11 protein-coding genes are annotated in these 15,762 nt (G+C 68.6%); 5 read left to right on the top strand and 6 right to left on the bottom strand.

The window, feature by feature from the left end; genetic code table 11:
• Positions 1 to 9: 9 nt before the first annotated feature.
• Positions 10 to 2,211: an FAD-dependent oxidoreductase gene (locus ACLNGM_RS07780; RefSeq protein ID WP_416357846.1), complete on the bottom strand. Its 2,202-nt coding sequence runs from the start codon at positions 2,209 to 2,211 to the stop codon at positions 10 to 12.
• A gap of 142 nt (positions 2,212 to 2,353) precedes the next feature.
• Here ACLNGM_RS07780 and ACLNGM_RS07785 point away from each other — a divergent pair, with 142 nt between their 5' ends.
• Positions 2,354 to 3,139: an EAL domain-containing protein gene (locus ACLNGM_RS07785; RefSeq protein WP_416357847.1), complete on the top strand. Its 786-nt coding sequence runs from the start codon at positions 2,354 to 2,356 to the stop codon at positions 3,137 to 3,139.
• A gap of 26 nt (positions 3,140 to 3,165) precedes the next feature.
• On the opposite strand, the gene ACLNGM_RS07790 is transcribed toward ACLNGM_RS07785, so the two are convergent.
• Together ACLNGM_RS07790 and ACLNGM_RS07795 are read right to left on the bottom strand one after the other, a co-directional pair.
• Positions 3,166 to 4,374, bottom strand: coding sequence for an acetyl-CoA C-acetyltransferase (locus ACLNGM_RS07790; RefSeq protein ID WP_416357848.1), 1,209 nt, complete (start codon positions 4,372 to 4,374; stop codon positions 3,166 to 3,168).
• A gap of 265 nt (positions 4,375 to 4,639) precedes the next feature.
• A complete protein-coding gene (locus tag ACLNGM_RS07795) occupies positions 4,640 to 6,436 on the bottom strand; it encodes an acyl-CoA dehydrogenase C-terminal domain-containing protein (protein ID WP_416357849.1) in 1,797 nt (598 codons plus the stop codon).
• Positions 6,437 to 6,630: 194 nt separating this feature from the next.
• Here ACLNGM_RS07795 and ACLNGM_RS07800 point away from each other — a divergent pair, with 194 nt between their 5' ends.
• Positions 6,631 to 8,454, top strand: a complete 1,824-nt coding sequence (locus tag ACLNGM_RS07800; protein WP_416357850.1) for an aminopeptidase P family protein — start codon at positions 6,631 to 6,633, stop codon at positions 8,452 to 8,454.
• Positions 8,455 to 8,466: 12 nt separating this feature from the next.
• On the opposite strand, the gene ACLNGM_RS07805 is transcribed toward ACLNGM_RS07800, so the two are convergent.
• Positions 8,467 to 8,955, bottom strand: a complete 489-nt coding sequence (locus tag ACLNGM_RS07805) for a BA14K family protein (RefSeq protein ID WP_416357851.1) — start codon at positions 8,953 to 8,955, stop codon at positions 8,467 to 8,469.
• Positions 8,956 to 9,083: 128 nt separating this feature from the next.
• Positions 9,084 to 9,596: a BA14K family protein gene (locus ACLNGM_RS07810; protein WP_416357852.1), complete on the bottom strand. Its 513-nt coding sequence runs from the start codon at positions 9,594 to 9,596 to the stop codon at positions 9,084 to 9,086.
• A 220-nt stretch (positions 9,597 to 9,816) separates the two neighbouring features.
• Between ACLNGM_RS07810 and ACLNGM_RS07815 the strand changes: the two genes are divergently transcribed.
• The 3 genes from ACLNGM_RS07815 (at position 9,817) to ACLNGM_RS07825 (ending at position 12,548) form a co-directional block, all read left to right on the top strand.
• The gene (locus ACLNGM_RS07815) at positions 9,817 to 11,337 is read left to right on the top strand and encodes a chromosome partitioning protein ParA (RefSeq protein ID WP_416357853.1); all 1,521 of its coding nucleotides are present in this window, start codon (positions 9,817 to 9,819) and stop codon (positions 11,335 to 11,337) included.
• 171 nt (positions 11,338 to 11,508) lie between these two features.
• Positions 11,509 to 11,985 carry a hypothetical protein gene (locus ACLNGM_RS07820; protein WP_416357854.1) on the top strand — a complete coding sequence of 159 codons (477 nt, stop codon included), beginning with the start codon at positions 11,509 to 11,511 and terminating at the stop codon, positions 11,983 to 11,985.
• Positions 11,982 to 12,548 carry a hypothetical protein gene (locus tag ACLNGM_RS07825; protein ID WP_416357855.1) on the top strand — a complete coding sequence of 189 codons (567 nt, stop codon included), beginning with the start codon at positions 11,982 to 11,984 and terminating at the stop codon, positions 12,546 to 12,548. Before ACLNGM_RS07820 ends, ACLNGM_RS07825 begins: the two co-directional genes overlap by 4 nt.
• Before the next feature lie 373 nt (positions 12,549 to 12,921).
• Here ACLNGM_RS07825 and ACLNGM_RS07830 read toward each other — a convergent pair whose 3' ends face one another.
• Complete coding sequence (locus ACLNGM_RS07830; RefSeq protein WP_090962249.1) at positions 12,922 to 15,588, bottom strand: ATP-dependent helicase; 2,667 nt, start codon at positions 15,586 to 15,588, stop codon at positions 12,922 to 12,924.
• Between the last annotated feature and the right edge of the window lie 174 nt (positions 15,589 to 15,762).

Below are 15,762 nucleotides of genomic sequence, written 5' to 3' on the forward strand. Positions count from 1 at the left end.
CGTTAAGGTTTAGGCCGCGGCCTTGGCCGGAGCGAAGCGCGAGTAGAAGCTTTCGCCGCGCGAGGCCATCTCCTTCAGGAGCGGCGTCGGACGGAAGCGCTCGCCATGCTTGGCGGCAAGCTTTTCGCACAGCGCCACGAAGGCCTCGACGCCCATCCCGTCGATGTAGCTCAGCGTCCCGCCGGTATAGGGCGCGAAGCCGAACCCGAGGATCGAGCCGACATCCGCCTCGCGCGGATCGGTGACGACGCCTTCCTCGACGGTCCGAGCCGCCTCGAGGGCCATGGTCACGAGGAAGCGCTCCTTCAGTTCCTCGAAATCGACCTCATCGGCCTTCTGCTGCGGGAACTTGTCCTTCAGCCCCGGCCAGATGTGCTTCTTGGCGGGCTTGGCGGGATAGTCGTAGAAGCCCTTGCCGGCCTTGCGGCCGAGTCGGCCCTCCTCGTCCACCATCTCGTTGACGAGGGCGAAGTGGCGTGGGTCGATCGAACCTTCGCCCATGTCGCGGATCGTCGCCTTCATGATCTTCTGGGAGAGATCGACCGCCGTCTCGTCGTTGAGCGCGAGGGGGCCCACCGGCATGCCGGCGAACTTCGCCGCGTTCTCGATCATCACCGGCGGCACGCCCTCGACCAGCATGTCGTAGGCCTCCGTCATGTAGCGGAGCACGCAGCGATTGGCGAAGAAGCCGCGCGTGTCGTTGACGACGATCGGCGTCTTCTTGATCGCGCGCACGAAGTCGAGCGCGACGGCGAGCGCCCGGTCGCCGGTTTCCTTGCCGAGGATCACCTCGGTCAGCATCATCCTGTCGACCGGCGAGAAGAAATGGATGCCGACGAAGCGCGAGGCGTCGGGGAAGGCTTCCGCAAGGCTGGTGATCGGCAGCGTCGAGGTGTTGGAGGCGAAGATCGCTTGCGGCTTCAGCACCTCGGCCACGCGCCGCGAGACCTCGGCCTTGACGTCGCGGTCCTCGAACACCGCCTCGATCACGAGGTCGGCGTCGCTGAGCGCGGCGTAGTCGGGCGTTGCCTGGATGCGGGCGAGCAGCACTTCCGCCTCGTCGGCCTTGGCGCGGCCCTTCTTGACAAGGCCCTCCATCAGGCTTGCCGAATGCGCCTTGCCCTTGTCGGCGGCGGCTTGGGTCTGGTCGACCAGCACGACCTCAATCCCGGCCTTGGCCGCGACATAGGCGATGCCGGCGCCCATGAAGCCGGCGCCGACGACGCCGACCTTGGCGATCGCCTGCTCCGGCACGCCGGCCGGGCGGCGCGCGCCCTTGTTCAGCGCCTGCATCGAGACGAACAGCGAGCGGATCATCATCGCCGCTTCGGTGGTCTGCAGGACCTCGGTGAAATAGCGTTGCTCGATCCGCAGGCCCACGTCGATCGGAACAAGCAGGCCCTCGTAGACGCATTTCACGATGGCGCGGGCGCCGGGATAGTTGTCGGCGGTTTCCTTGCGGTAGAGCGAGGCGACGGCGGGCCAGACCTGCGCGCCGGCCGGCGAGTAGACCGGGCCGGACGGCAGCTTGAAGCCCTTCTCGTCCCAGGCCTTCACGGGCTTTAGACCCGCCTTCAGCATGGCCTTGGCGGCGTCGATCAGCTGATCGTCGGGCACGACCTCGTCGATCAGCTTGATGCCCTTGGCCTTGGCGGCGGTCAGCGTCTCGCCCTTCAGGAGCATCTGGAGCGCGCTTTGCGTATCCGCGAGGCGCGGCACGCGCTGCGTGCCCCCGGCGCCGGGGAAGATGCCGACCTTCACTTCCGGCAGGCCCATCTTCGCACTCTGGGCGGCGACGCGCCCGTGGCAGGCGAGCGCCAGCTCGAAGCCGCCGCCCATGCAGGTGCCGTTGATCGCGCAGACATAGGGCTTGCCCGACGTTTCCAGCTTGCGCCAGATCCGGCCCATCTCGCCGCAACGCTCGAAGAGCTCGGCGACGGCGCCCTGCGGGTCGCTCTTCCGCTTCGCGTCGAAGGCGGCGAACATGGCGCCGAGCATGTTGAGGTCGGCGCCGCCGGTGAAGGTGCCCGTCTTGCCGGAGGCCAGCACTACGCCCTTCACGGAAGCGTCGGCCGCGAAGGCGTCGACCAGCGTCTCGATCTCGCGCAGCACCTCTTCGGTGAAGACGTTCATCGAGCGGTCCGGCATGTCCCAGGTGACGAGGGCCAAGCCGTCCGCGTCGGTCTCGACGGTGAAGTTGCGAAGATCCATGCGTGTCTCCCAAATCCTCGATCCGCAGCGCCAGAGGCTTGCGGAAATGTGTAGCCGGGCTCTTAGAAGCCCTTGATCTTCAGGGTTTTCAAAGACCCTCGGAGTAGAATCAGTCCATCAAAGGGGCGATGGAATCTTCATCATGGCGACGGACTGCGAAGGGTGCCGCTCGGGCAAGCCGCTCGACTTCGACTTCTCGATGGCCTTCCAGCCCATCTTCGACATCGCGGCGTCGCGTGTGTGGGGCTACGAGGCGCTGATCCGGGGAACGGCGGGCGAGGGGGCCTACGCGATCCTCTCCCAGGTGTCCGACGAGCAGCGCTACCGGTTCGACCAGGCCTGCCGCGTGAAGGCGCTGGAACTGGCCGCCCGTCTCTTTCCGCGTGGGCAGAACACGCGCCTGTCGATCAACTTCCTGCCCAACGCGGTCTATGAGCCGGCGGCCTGCCTGCGCGCGACGCTGATCGCCGCGCGCCGCCACGACTTTCCGCTCGAGTCGCTGATGTTCGAGTTCACCGAGAACGAGGAGATCGTCGACACCGGCCATCTCCAGAACATCCTGACCGAATACCGGCGCCAAGGCTTCATCACGGCGCTCGACGACTTCGGCGCCGGCTATGCCGGCCTGACGCTTCTGGCCGATTTCCAGCCCGACCTCATCAAGCTCGACATGAAGCTGATCCGAGGCATCGAGGTCAGCCGTCCGCGCCAGATCATCGTGGCGACGATCGCGACCGCCGCGCGCGAGCTCGGCATCCAGGTGCTCGCCGAGGGCGTCGAGACCGAGGACGAGTTCACCGTCCTGAAGGCGGCCGGCATCACGCTGTTCCAGGGCTACTGGTTCGCCAAGCCCGCCTTCGAGGCCCTGCCACCGATCGACATGTCGGTACGTGCCACCCACCGGGCGGACCGCAGCCGGGTCGCCTGACCGCCGGGCGCGCGGCGCCGCGAGCATCACACGCGCTCGATGATCGTCGCCGTGCCCATGCCGGCGCCGATGCACAAGGTGACGAGCGCCGTCTGTTTGTCCTGGCGCTCCAGTTCGTCGAGCACCGTGCCGAGGATCATCGCGCCGGTCGCTCCGAGCGGATGCCCCATGGCGATCGCGCCGCCGTTGACGTTCATGACCGCCGGGTCGATCTCGAAGGCCTGGAGGTAGCGCAGTACGACTGCCGCAAACGCCTCGTTCAGCTCGAAGAGGTCGATATCCGCGAGCGACATGCCGGAGCGCTTCAGGAGCTTTTCCGTCACGTCCACCGGGCCGGTCAGCATCAGCGCCGGGTCGGAGCCGATCGAAGCGAAGACGCGGATGCGGGCGCGCGGCTTCAGCCCCAGCGTCTCGCCGCCCGCCTTGGAGCCGAGGAGAACCGCCGCCGCCCCGTCCACGATGCCCGACGAGTTGCCGGCATGGTGGACGTGATTGACCGCCTCGATTTCCGGATGCGCCTGGATCGCGACGGCATCGTAGCCGCCCATCTCGCCCATCATCGCGAAGGAGGCGTTGAGCGAGCCGAGCGACTGCATGTCGGTCGAGGGGCGCATGTGCTCGTCGCGGTCGAGGATGAGAAGCCCGTTCTGGTCTCTCACCGGGATCACGGAGCGCTGGAAGCGGCCTTCGTCCCAGGCTTTCGCCGCGCGCTTCTGCGATTCCACGGCATAGGCGTCGACGTCGTCCCGGCTGAAGCCGTACTTCGTGGCGATGAGGTCGGCTGAGACGCCCTGTGGCATGAAATAGGCGGGGATGCCGACCGAGGGGTCCATGATCCAAGCGCCGCCCGACATGCCCATGCCGACGCGCGACATGGATTCGACGCCGCCCGCGATCACCAGCTCGTCCGAGCCCGCCGCGATCTTGGCGGCGCCAAGATTCACCGCGTCGAGGCCGGAGGCGCAGAAGCGCGAGATCTGCATGCCGGGGGCGGCGAAGGCGTAGTCCGCCTCGAAGGCCGACGCCTTCGGGATCACCGAGCCGGCTTCGCCCACCGGATCGACGCAGCCGAAGATGATGTCGTCGACTTCGGACGTGTCGAGCCCGTTGCGGTCGCGCAGAGCCTCGAGGACCTTCGCGCCGAGGCGCACCGCCGGCACCTCGTGCAGAGATCCGTCCTTCTTGCCGCGGCCGCGCGGCGTGCGCACGTGGTCGTAGATGAAAGCGTCGGTCATCACTTGCCCTTAATCATCCAAAGGTTGTTGCGACCGCGCCGGCCGTACTCGAGCAAGCCCTTGCGAGCTAGCTGATTTGCTGCCCATCGGACATCATACTGCCATGTGAAGAAGTGGTCGCCCGCCTCACGGAGTTGTTCTTTGTGGTGGTCCCAGATGTGCCTACAAACTTCGACGATCGTTGCTTCACCGTCGTGTGCCTTCAGCGCCGCGATAACCCATTCGACAAAGCGTTCTCGCAATTCAGGCCCCTATCCTGCAGCACTCAGAAGGCGTCGGCGTCGAGCGACATCATCGAGTCGGCGCCCGACGAGATGCGGGCGAGGTGGGCGGCGGTCTCGGGCATCAGACGGTCCATGTAAAAACGCGCGGTCACGAGCTTGTTCTCGAGGAACGATGTATCGTCGCCGGCCCCCGACGCCAGCTTTTCCTGCGCGGCATGCGCCATGCGGCCCCACATGTAGCCGAGCGCGACGAGCCCGAAGAGATGCATGTAGTCGGTGGAGGCGGCGCCCGCGTTGTCGGGCTTGGCCATGGCGTTGGTCATCAGCCACATCGTGGCCGACTGGAGGTCGTTGAGCCCCTTCTTCAGCGACTTGGTGAAGGGGGCCATCGCTTCCGTCGAGCGGTGCTCCTCGCAGAAGGCGCCGACTTCCTTGAAGAAGGCCTGGATCGCTCGGCCGCCGTTCAGCGCCAGCTTGCGCCCGACGAGGTCGAGCGCCTGGATGCCGTTGGCGCCCTCGTAGATCTGGGCGATGCGCGCGTCGCGCACGAACTGCTCCATGCCCCATTCGCGCACGTATCCGTGGCCGCCGTAGACCTGCTGCGCCATGACGGCGTTCTCGAAGCCCTTGTCGGTGAGGACGCCCTTGATGACCGGGGTGAGGAGGCCCATCCAGTCGTCGGACGCCTCGCGCACCTTGGCGTCCTCGGCGCGGTGCGACAGGTCGCCCCGCAGCGCCGTCCACAGGATCAATGCGCGGCCGGCCTCGTTGACGGCGCGGATCGTCATCAGCATGCGGCGCACGTCGGGGTGGACGATGATCGGGTCGGCCGCCTTCTCGCCGTGCTTGGAGCCGGCGAGCGCGCGGCCCTGCAGGCGGTCGCGGGCATAGGCGACGGCGTTCTGGTAGGCGATCTCGGAGATGGCGAGCCCCTGCACGCCGACGCCGAGCCGCGCCTCGTTCATCATCGTGAACATGGCGCGCAGGCCCTTGTGCGCCTCGCCGACCAGCCAGCCCGTCGCCCCGTCGTAGTTCATGACGCAGGTCGCGTTGCCGTGGATGCCCATCTTCTCCTCGAGCGAGCCGCAGGAGACGCCGTTGCGCGTGCCGGGATTGCCGGCCTCGTCCGGCAGGAACTTCGGCACGATGAAGAGCGAGATGCCCTTCACGCCCTCCGGCGCGCCCTCGATGCGGGCGAGAACGAGGTGGACGATGTTCTCCGACAGATCGTGCTCGCCGGCCGAGATGAAGATCTTCTGGCCCGAAATCCTGTACGCGCCGTCCTCCGCCGGCACCGCGCGTGTGCGCAGGAGACCGAGATCCGTGCCGCAATGCGGCTCGGTGAGGTTCATGGTGCCGGTCCAGATGCCGTTCACCATCTTGGGCAGGTAGAGCGCCTTCTGCTCGTCCGAGCCGTGGCTCTCGATCGCCGCGATCGCGCCGCGCGTGAGGCCCGGATACATGGCGAAGGCCATGTTGGCTGAGGACAGGAACTCGTTGACGGCGGCCGCCAGCGTGTGCGGCAGGCCCTGGCCGCCATATTCAGGGCTCGCTGAGAGCCCGCCCCAGCCGGCCTCGCGGAACTGGTCGTAGGCTTCCTTGAAGCCCTTCGGCGTCGTCACCGAGGCGTCGGCCGCGCGCTTGCAGCCCTCGTGGTCGCCCACCTGATTGAGCGGCAGGAAGATGTCGGTCGCGAATTTGCCGGCCTCGCCGAGGATCGCTTCCACGACGTCGGGCGTCGCATCCGCAAAGCCCGGCAGGTTGCCGTGGCGTTCCCAGCCGAGGATGTCGTTGAGGACGAAGAGCGTATCGGCGACGGGGGCCTGATAGACCGGCATGACGGAACTCCCAGCGTCAAACTTTGACGTTTGCGTAAACGTCACTGAGCGATCTCTACTCCTGTTCGGGCCTCCGATCAAGCGGGCCACCCCGGTGCCGACCCGACCATTCCAGCCGATGGTGGATCGGGTCTTGAGATCGTCGGCCGAGACTGAAACAGAGAAAGGCGACCATGCAAGGAAGGGCCGGTTCCATGTTCCAGAGCTTCGACGAGGTGTCCGATTCCAGCCAGAGCGCCTCGCGCGTCGAGCGCCTGCGGGCGAGCCTGCGGGAGGCCGGTGTCGACGGGTTCGTGGTGCCGCGCGCCGACGAGCATCAGGGCGAGTACATTCCGGCCTCCGCCGACCGCCTGCGCTGGCTCACCGGTTTCACGGGTTCGGCGGGCACCGCGCTGGTGCTGCCGGAGGGCGCTGCGATCTTCGTCGACGGGCGCTACACGGTACAGGTGCGCGCGCAGGTGGACGCCGCCGTGTTCGCCATCGAAAGCTCGGTCGACACGCCGCTCGGGACCTATCTGCGCGAGCACGCCAAGGGTCTGCGGATCGGCATCGACCCGTGGCTCCACACGGTCGGGGAGGTGGCGGCGCTCCGCACCGCCATGGGCGAGGCCGGCGGCGAACTCGTCGCCCTTCGCCACAACCCGCTCGATCGCGTCTGGCAGGACCGGCCGGAGCCGCCGAAGGGCGCCGTCTCGGCCCACCCGCAGGCGCTGGCCGGCCGCTCGGGCGAGGAGAAGCTCGAGCAGATCCGGGACGCGCTCCGCAAGGCCGATGCCGACGCCACCGTTCTCACCGACCCGTCGTCCGTCGCCTGGACCTTCAACATTCGCGGCTCCGACGTGCCGCACACGCCGCTGCCGCTGTCCTTCGCCCTGATCTCGCGCGAGGGGCGCGCGACGCTCTTTATCGACCGCGACAAGCTGGGGGCGGACGCGATGGAGGCTCTTGCCTCGCTCGCCGACATCGCCGCGCCCGAGGCGCTGGAGGCCGCACTGGGCGAGATCGCCGGCGGGCGCCGCGTCATGCTGGACCCGGCGCTCGCCGCCGACCGGCTGCGCGAGGTCGTGGAGGCCGCCGGCGGGACCGTGGTGTCCGGCATCGATCCTGCGCGCCTGCCGCGCGCGCGCAAGAACGCGGTGGAGATCGAGGGCTCGCGCCGCGCCCACCTGCGCGACGGTGCGGCGGTCTCGGCCTTCCTCGCCTGGCTCGACGCGCAGGCGCCCGGCAGCCTCGACGAGATCGGCGCGGCCGAGGCGCTGGAGGGCTTCCGCACGCGGCTCAGTGAAGCGGACGGGCAGCCCCTGCGGGATCTGTCCTTCGACACGATCTCGGCCGCCGGCCCCAACGCCGCGCTGCCGCACTACCGGGTGAACCGCCAGTCGAACCGCGTTCTGGCCGCGGGCGAGGTGTTCCTCATCGATTCCGGCGCGCAGTACCGCGACGGCACCACCGACATTACCCGAACGGTGGCGATCGGCGAGGTGAGCGAGGAGGCGCGGCACAAGTTCACGCTGGTCCTGAAGGGCATGATCGCGGTCAGCCGCGCGCGCTTTCCCGTCGGCACGCGCGGCGTCGATCTCGACCCCCTGGCGCGCGTCGCACTCTGGCGTGCCGGCTGCGATTATGCCCACGGCACCGGCCACGGCATCGGCTCGTATCTCGCCGTCCACGAGGGGCCGCAGTCGATCTCCAAGCGCGGCATGGCCGTCCTGGAGGAGGGGATGATCGTCTCCAACGAGCCGGGCTACTACCGCGAGAGCGCCTTCGGCATCCGCATCGAGAACCTCATCCTGGTGCTGCCGGCCGAGCGCATCGCCGGTGCCGATCTCGATACCCATGCGTTCGAGACGCTGACCTTCGCGCCGATCGACCGGCGTATGATCGCCGTCGAGCATCTGGAGGCCGAGGAGCGCGCCTGGCTCGATACGTATCACGCAGAGGTGCGCGCGCGGATCGGCCCGCGCCTCGACGGCGAGGCGAGAGCGTGGCTGGAGGTGGCGACGCGGCCGCTCCCGTAAGCGGAGAAATCCCTAGCGGCAGAGGCGGCGCGGGCCGGACGACGGCTGGTAGGTTCCGGTCTCGGGATCGAACGAGCGGTAGCGCGTTTCGCAGTAGCGATACCAGGGGCCGGTGAACGGCGCCGGAGCGCCGCCGCGCCGGACCACCGTCACGCTGCGCGGGGTGTCGGCATCCGCCAGCGCGGCGTCGAGGTCGAAGGCGAGGATCGATCCGGCCGAGAGGGCCGGATTGTCGCGATAGAGACCGGGCACCGGCGGTGCGGGACGGGCGTAGTAGAGGGGGCCCGCCACCTGCGGCCCGCCGAAGGCCCCGGACTTGCGCTCATAGACCGGCGGCGAGACGGCCAGCGGAACCGTCGGGACCGGGCCGGACGGCGCGTAGACCGGGCGGTTGTAGGGATCGAGCCCGACATATTCCCACGCCGATGCGGGCAGGGTGGCCGAGGCGAGGCTCGCGGCCGCCCCCAGCACCAGTATCGCCGCCTGACGCCAGCCCATCATGTCATCCTCCTCGAAACCCATCGACCCGTTGGGCGGGAAGGCGGAAAGAGGGGCGTTGGTTCCCGAACGCAAAACGGCCGCCCGATGATCGGGCGGCCGCGAGATGTCGTGGACCTTGGACAGACCCGTCAGCGGCAGAACTGACGCGGGCCGTTGTAGGGCTGGAAGGTGCCCGAGCGGGGGTCGAAGGACCGGTAGCGCTGCGAGCAGTAGCGATACCACTCGCGCGTCCAGGGCTCGGCCCGGTAGGCTGGGGCGGCGTAGTAGCGCGGCGCGCGCTCGACATAGCGCGGTTGCGCGGCGCTGGCGATGGCCGCACCGACGCCGAGGCCGACGATCGCGCCGGCCACTGCCGCCCCGCCGCCGCCGCGGCGATAGCCGCGATGTCCGTAGCCGTAGCGGTGGCCGCCATAGTAGCGCTGCCCGCCGTAATAGCCGCGGCCGCCATAGTAGCGCGGACCGCCCCAGCCGGCGCCGCGGAAGCCGCCGGGCCCGTAATGCGGGCCGTAGCGGTAGTAGGGGTCGGCCTTGGCGCTGGAAATGCCGATCAGCGGCGTGGTGGAGGGCAGGGCGGCGGGAACCATCGTCAGCGCTAGGGCGACGGCCAGGGTGCGTCCGGCCAGCCATTTCGGAATGCGCATGGAATTCCTCCGAAAATACATGGGGATCATGCGCATTAACTGGTTCGCGAATGAACGGTTCCTGAACGGGGCCGGACGGCGGAGGATGGCGTCGATGTCGCGGTGTGACCGGCCCGCACTCATCTGGAAAAATTGATTAATATTTCGTAAATCATGTTGCTTCGGATGCACGGGCCCGGCAAGACCTGCCGGTGATCGGATCGAAAGGGAGTCGATAGGGATGAGCTCACCGCTGTCGTTCTTCTTTCGGCGTGACGGCCAGCGCCCGAGCGAGAACGCCACCGAGCGCCCCGACTTCGGAAAGGTGATGGATCCCGTGGCCTCTCGCGCGTCCGCACCCGCGTCCTCCACTACCCATGCCGGTTTCGTGCCGCCGCTCGACAGCATCGGCCAGCGCAACGAGATGCTGAAGGTGCGCATCGGCGAAATGGCCGAGCGGCTCGGCGACCTGCGCTCCCTGACCGACGACTTCTCCCAGCTGATCGGCCCGATCGAGACGATCGCCGAGGAACTGCCGCGGTCCAAGTCGCGCATCCTCGAGCTCGAAGCCCTGCTCCAGCAGGAGATGGAGAGCGGGCAGGCGCTGCGGCGCGAGGTGGATTCGCTTCTCGGCCGCTATTCCACGGCGTCCAGCGAGCTCTCGACCGCGGTGGCGCGCGCCACGCGCCTTGAAAACCTCATGCGCGAGCAGGAGACCGCGTTCGACGAGCAGCGCCTGACGCTGCGCGAGAAGACGACGCATGCCAATGCGCTGGAGCGGCAGCTGCTCGCCGAGGTCGAGCAGAACCAGTCGCTGGCGCTGGAGGTGAAGACCCTGCGGGCCGAGGCGCAGGTGTCCGACCAGGCGCTCGCCGACGCCGAGCGCATGCTCGCCGAAGTGTCCGAGCGTCGCCAGATCTTGGAGCAGGAGAACCGCCGCTTCCAGAATCTCGCCGAAGAGCAGGCGGCCGAACTCGTCTCGGCCGGCTCGCGCATGGACGAGCTGTCGACACAGGTCGAGGCGCATCTCCAGACGATCGCCCTGCAGGAATCCCATATCGCGGCCGAGCAGGCCGGTCGCCAGCGCGCCGTGGCGCAGCTCGAGGCCGAGTTGGCGGCCATGAAGACCGAGCGCTCCAGCGCGGCGATGAAGATCGAGGCCCTCTCGGCCCGCCTGATGGCGACGGACCAGATCCTCGCGCAGGTGCGCGGCCAGCTGCGCGAGCGCGAGGAGGCGATGCGCGCCGCCGAGCGCGCCAACAAGGAGGCGATCGCCGAGCGCACGACCTTCGACCGGCGCCTGGAAGCCAGCAAGACGGAAGCTTCGCGTCTTCTGACGCAGCTCCAGGACGCGCAGAAGGGCCGGATGGAGCTCGAGGCGCGCGCCGACATGCTGGTGAAGGCGCTGGCGGCCAAGGACGCGGCGCTGGAGGGCGTGACGACCCGCGCCAACAACCTGTCGGACCGGGTCGAGGCGCTGACCCTGCGCTTCGAGCAGGAGCGCCAGACGCTCGAGGCCGCGAACCGCCGCCTCATCGAGGAACTGCAGACCGAGAAGGCCGAGCGCACGCTGGCGCAGGGCGCGCTCGACATCGCGCGCGAGAACCGCACGGCGCTGCAGCGGCAGAACGAGACGCTGAAGCGGGCGACGCGCTCGCGCTCGGGCGATGCCGGGCTGATGGGCGACGGGCTGCACGACGGGCACGGTGGCGAAACCTCCTCCAACGTGCGACCGTTCATGATGCCCGAGAAGGGCGACTGAAGGCCGGACGGCTATGGGTCCCATCGAGCCGGGCGAGGACCCGTTTCGAGCGACCCGCGGCCTACGGCCGGAAGGAAATGCACCGCAACCTATTGATGGGATGCGGCGAAATGGTCGAAGGTTCGGGGAGAGCCCTCGGCGGCGATGCGTGAGCGGCGGCAAAGGATCGGCATGATGGCCAACAGTGCAAGCGAAGAGATCGGCGTGAGCCTTCGTCAGAGCGTCTCGGAGCATGCGGGCTCCGGCCGCACGGACGGCGGTTTCGTCCTGGTCTCCAACAACGACCGGTCGGGCGCCGCGCGCGACTGGTCGGCGGCGCTCGATCTCGTGCGCGAGGCGAGCGAGGCGATCCGCATCCGCGACGAGCGGGCGACCGAGATGGAGATCGAGCATCGCCTCGATGCCGAGCGGGCGAGCGAGGAGATCCGTTCGCTGCAGGAGCAGCTCGACGAAGCCGAGGTGCGGCTGGCCGAGACCGAGGCGCGCGTGCGTCTCGCCGAAGCGCGGGCCGCCGAGGCGGAGACCTGGCTCGCCAAGATGCACGACACGATCGTCGGCAGCTTCGGGCAGGTGCTGTCGAGCGAAGACAGCGCCGAGGCAGAACTGCGCGCCGCGCTCGCCAGCGGGCGTCTTGGTATCGACGAATGAGCGCGGTTCGCGAGCCCGCCTCCTTCCCCGAGCTTGAGGCCGAGGTCATGGTGCAGTCGGACGGGACGCGCGGGGCCGAGGTGACGACGCTCTACCCGGCGAACGAGGCCGCTGTGCCCGAGGCCGCCGAAGTCGAGACGATGCCGGCCGGCGCCGCTCCGGCCAGCGCCGTGGCGCTCGCGGTCGGCCATCTGACGATCGAGCCGTCGCCGACCGACTGGACGCGAACGCTGACGCTGGTCGAGCGCACGGCCGCGACGATCCGCGCCTACGAGAAGCGCTTCGTCCAGCTGGAGAAGCAGTCCAAGGCGCTCGCCGACCGTTCCGCCGAGGACCAGCACCGGCTCCAGACGCACATCCAGTCGCTCGAGGAGCGGCTGCGCCAGTCCGAGGAGCGGGTCGTCACCGCCGAGACGGCACTGCGCGACGCCGAGTATCACGAGTGGGAAGCCGACATGCGCGCCAAGCGTGCCGAGCAGCGCGCGCTGGAGGCCGAGGCCAAGTGCCGGCAGACGGAAGCCTATCTGCGGCGCGTGCACGAGCTTCTGGCCGGCGTATCCTGATCGGCAGGACTAAGGCGATCCAAGATTCAGACGGGAAGGGCGGGGCGCTGGCGTGTCGCCCTTCTTCGCATCCGAGCCGGATGATCGTCTCGGGCGGCAGGCGCGGAACCGTCGATCGCGCGTCCTGATGCGGTAAGCGCGCGGTTTCCCTCAAGCGCGATACTTGCCCGCGTGTCGAGCCAGCGACGACAGGGGTCGGCGCGCACGCTTCCCATGCTCGGGTCGCCGACGGTTTCGGCCATTCCGGAAGCGGAGCGAGGCGATCTGGGCGGAGGCGACCGCTGAGAAGTTAACTGCGCCGAATGCAGAGCGTCCGATCTTCTCGATCGAACCGAAATCCAACGCACTATGAACGCCTTGAGGCGGGTCGCGCTCAGGCCGGTTCCACGAACCCTTCGAGCACCCGCTTCTGGCCGGCCCGGTCGAAGTCCACTGTCAGCTTGTTGCCCTCGACGAGCGCCACCGTGCCCCCGCCGAACTTGATGTGGAACACGCGGTCGCCGACCGAGAACCGGCTCGGCTCGTCGGCCACCGACTTGGCGACGAGGGTGCCCTCGATCTCGCGCGGGCCGCCCGCACGCGCCGAGGAGTAGAGCCCGCCGCCCTTTCGTGGTGGCTGATTGGCGCCGCGCGAGCGGTTGGCGGAAAACGGGTCGGTGAGGCGCCCCGCAAAGCCCGACCGGTCGGGCCCGTTCGCCGGCGCCTCCTCGAACCCGCCGGACGACCGCCCGCCGGCGCCGTCGCGCGCGATGTACTTGTCGGCGGTCGCCGCCGCGCGCGAGCGCGCGTCCGAGCCCGACACGCCGCTCTCGCCGTATTCGATCGCGCGGCCCCGACCGCCGGCATAGCCGCCCACCCCGCCCGACGCCTGCGCCCGACGCCAGCCGGGCGTGCCGTAGGATGAGGTCGAGAAGGCGTTGCCGTCCCAGCGCGAGGCGCCGTAGCCGCCCATGCCGCCGGCCCCGTACCCGCCATAGGAGGCGGAGGCTTCCATCACCTCGACATGCTCCTCGGGCAGTTCGTCGAGGAAGCGCGACGGGATCGTCGACTGCCACATGCCGTGGATGCGCCGGTTGGAGACGAACCAGATCTTCACCCGACGCTTGCCGCGCGTGATGCCGACATAGGCGAGACGCCGCTCCTCCTCCAACCCGGAACGCCCGCCCTCGTCGAGCGAGCGCTGGTGTGGGAAGAGACCCTCCTCCCAGCCCGGCAGGAACACGGTCTCGAACTCCAGCCCCTTGGCCGAATGCAGGGTCATGATCGAGACGGCGTCGGTCTCGGCGTTCTGCTCGGCGTCCATGACGAGGGCGATATGCTCTAGAAAGCCCGGCAGGCTCTCGTAGTCGTCCATGGAGCGGATGAGTTCCTTCAGGTTCTCCAGCCGGCCCGGCGCCTCGGCCGAGCGGTCGGCCTGCCACATCTCGGTATAGCCGGACTCGTCGAGGATCATCTCGCCGAGGTCGGTGTGGCGCATGGTGGACAGGAGGCCCGACCAGCGCTCGAAGTTGCGCACGACATCGGCCAGCGCGGCGCGCGGGCGCGGCTTCAACTCGTCCCCTTGCACGATGTCGGCCGCCGCCGCGATGAGCGGCAGGCCCTTGGCGCGGGCATAGTCATGCAGGAGGCGGATCGCGGCGTCGCCGAGGCCGCGCTTGGGCGTATTGACGATGCGCTCGAAGGCGAGGTCGTCGGCCGGCTGGCAGACGCAGCGGAAATAGGCCAGCGCGTCGCGGATCTCCTGCCGCTCGTAGAAGCGCGGGCCGCCGATGACGCGGTAGTTCAGGCCGAGCGTGACGAAGCGGTCCTCGAACTCGCGCATCTGGAACGAGGCGCGCACCAGGATCGCCATGTCGTTGAGCTTGACGCCCTTGCGCTGGAGCTGCTCGATCTCCTCCCCGATCGCGCGCGCCTCTTCTTCCGAGTCCCAGCCCGCGTTGACCGTCACCTTCTCGTGCTCGGGATCGCGCAGGTCCGTGAAGAGCGTCTTGCCGAGCCGGTCCTCGTTGTTGGCGATGAGGCCGGCGGCTGCGCCCAGGATATGCTCGGTGGAGCGGTAGTTGCGCTCCAGCCGGATCACCGTCGCGCCGGGAAAGTCGCGCTCGAAGCGCAGGATGTTGTCGACCTCCGCGCCGCGCCAGCCGTAGATCGACTGGTCGTCGTCGCCGACGCAGCAGACGTTCACCTTGTCCTGTCCCGCCTCGGCGCGCACGGCGGAATGCTGGGCGAGAAGGCGCAGCCAGAGATACTGCGCGACGTTGGTGTCCTGGTACTCGTCGACGAGGATGTAGCGGAAGCGCTTGTGGTAGTCGGCGAGCACGTCCGGATGGTTCTGGAAGATCGCGATCGGATGCATCAGGAGGTCGCCGAAATCGGCCGCGTTGAGGCTGACGAGGCGGTCCTGGTAGGCGCGGTAGAGCTCGCGCCCCTTGCCGTTGGCGAAGGCGCGCGCGTCGCCCTCCGGGATCTTGTCCGGCGTCAGGCCCTTGTTCTTCCAGCCGTCCATCAGGTTGGCGAAGGTGCGCGCCGGCCAGCGCTTGTCGTCGAGGTTCTCGGCCTGGATCAGTTGCTTGATCAGGCGGATCTGGTCGTCGGTGTCGAGAATGGTGAAGTTCGACTTGAGGCCGACGAGCTCGGCATGGCGGCGCAGGATCTTGACGCCGATCGAGTGGAACGTGCCGAGCCACGGCATGCCCTCCACCTCGCCGCCGACGAGATGACCGATTCGCGTCTTCATCTCGCGCGCGGCCTTGTTGGTGAAGGTCACCGCGAGGATCTGCGACGGAAAGGCGCGGCGGGTCGCCAGGATATGGGCGATGCGGGTCGTCAGGACGCGTGTCTTGCCGGTGCCCGCGCCCGCCAAGACCAGCACCGGGCCCTCGGTCGTCTCGACCGCGGCCCGCTGCTCCGGGTTCAGCCCCGAAAGGTAGTCGGCCGCGTTCGGCGCGACCGGGCCGCCGCGTGCGGCCAGCGCGCGCGCGGCGATGCCGCCCTTCGGCCGGCCAGCGGGGGCGGCGTTCGGATCACGTGTCTCGTCCATCGCCCCTACTTAATCGATTTCGCGGGGAACACTAGGGGAACATGATCGAGACGGAGGTCCCACCCCGCGCCGTTGCCTTTCCCCTTGTCTGTGGTGCCGGCCGCCTTGCTCTTTCCGCGACTTATGCCGCAAGAACGAGGACGGATGCTGCCGCTCGGGCGGCCGGACGCGCGC

Source organism: Aureimonas phyllosphaerae (genome assembly GCF_047943035.1).
GTDB lineage: Bacteria > Pseudomonadota > Alphaproteobacteria > Rhizobiales > Rhizobiaceae > Aureimonas > Aureimonas phyllosphaerae.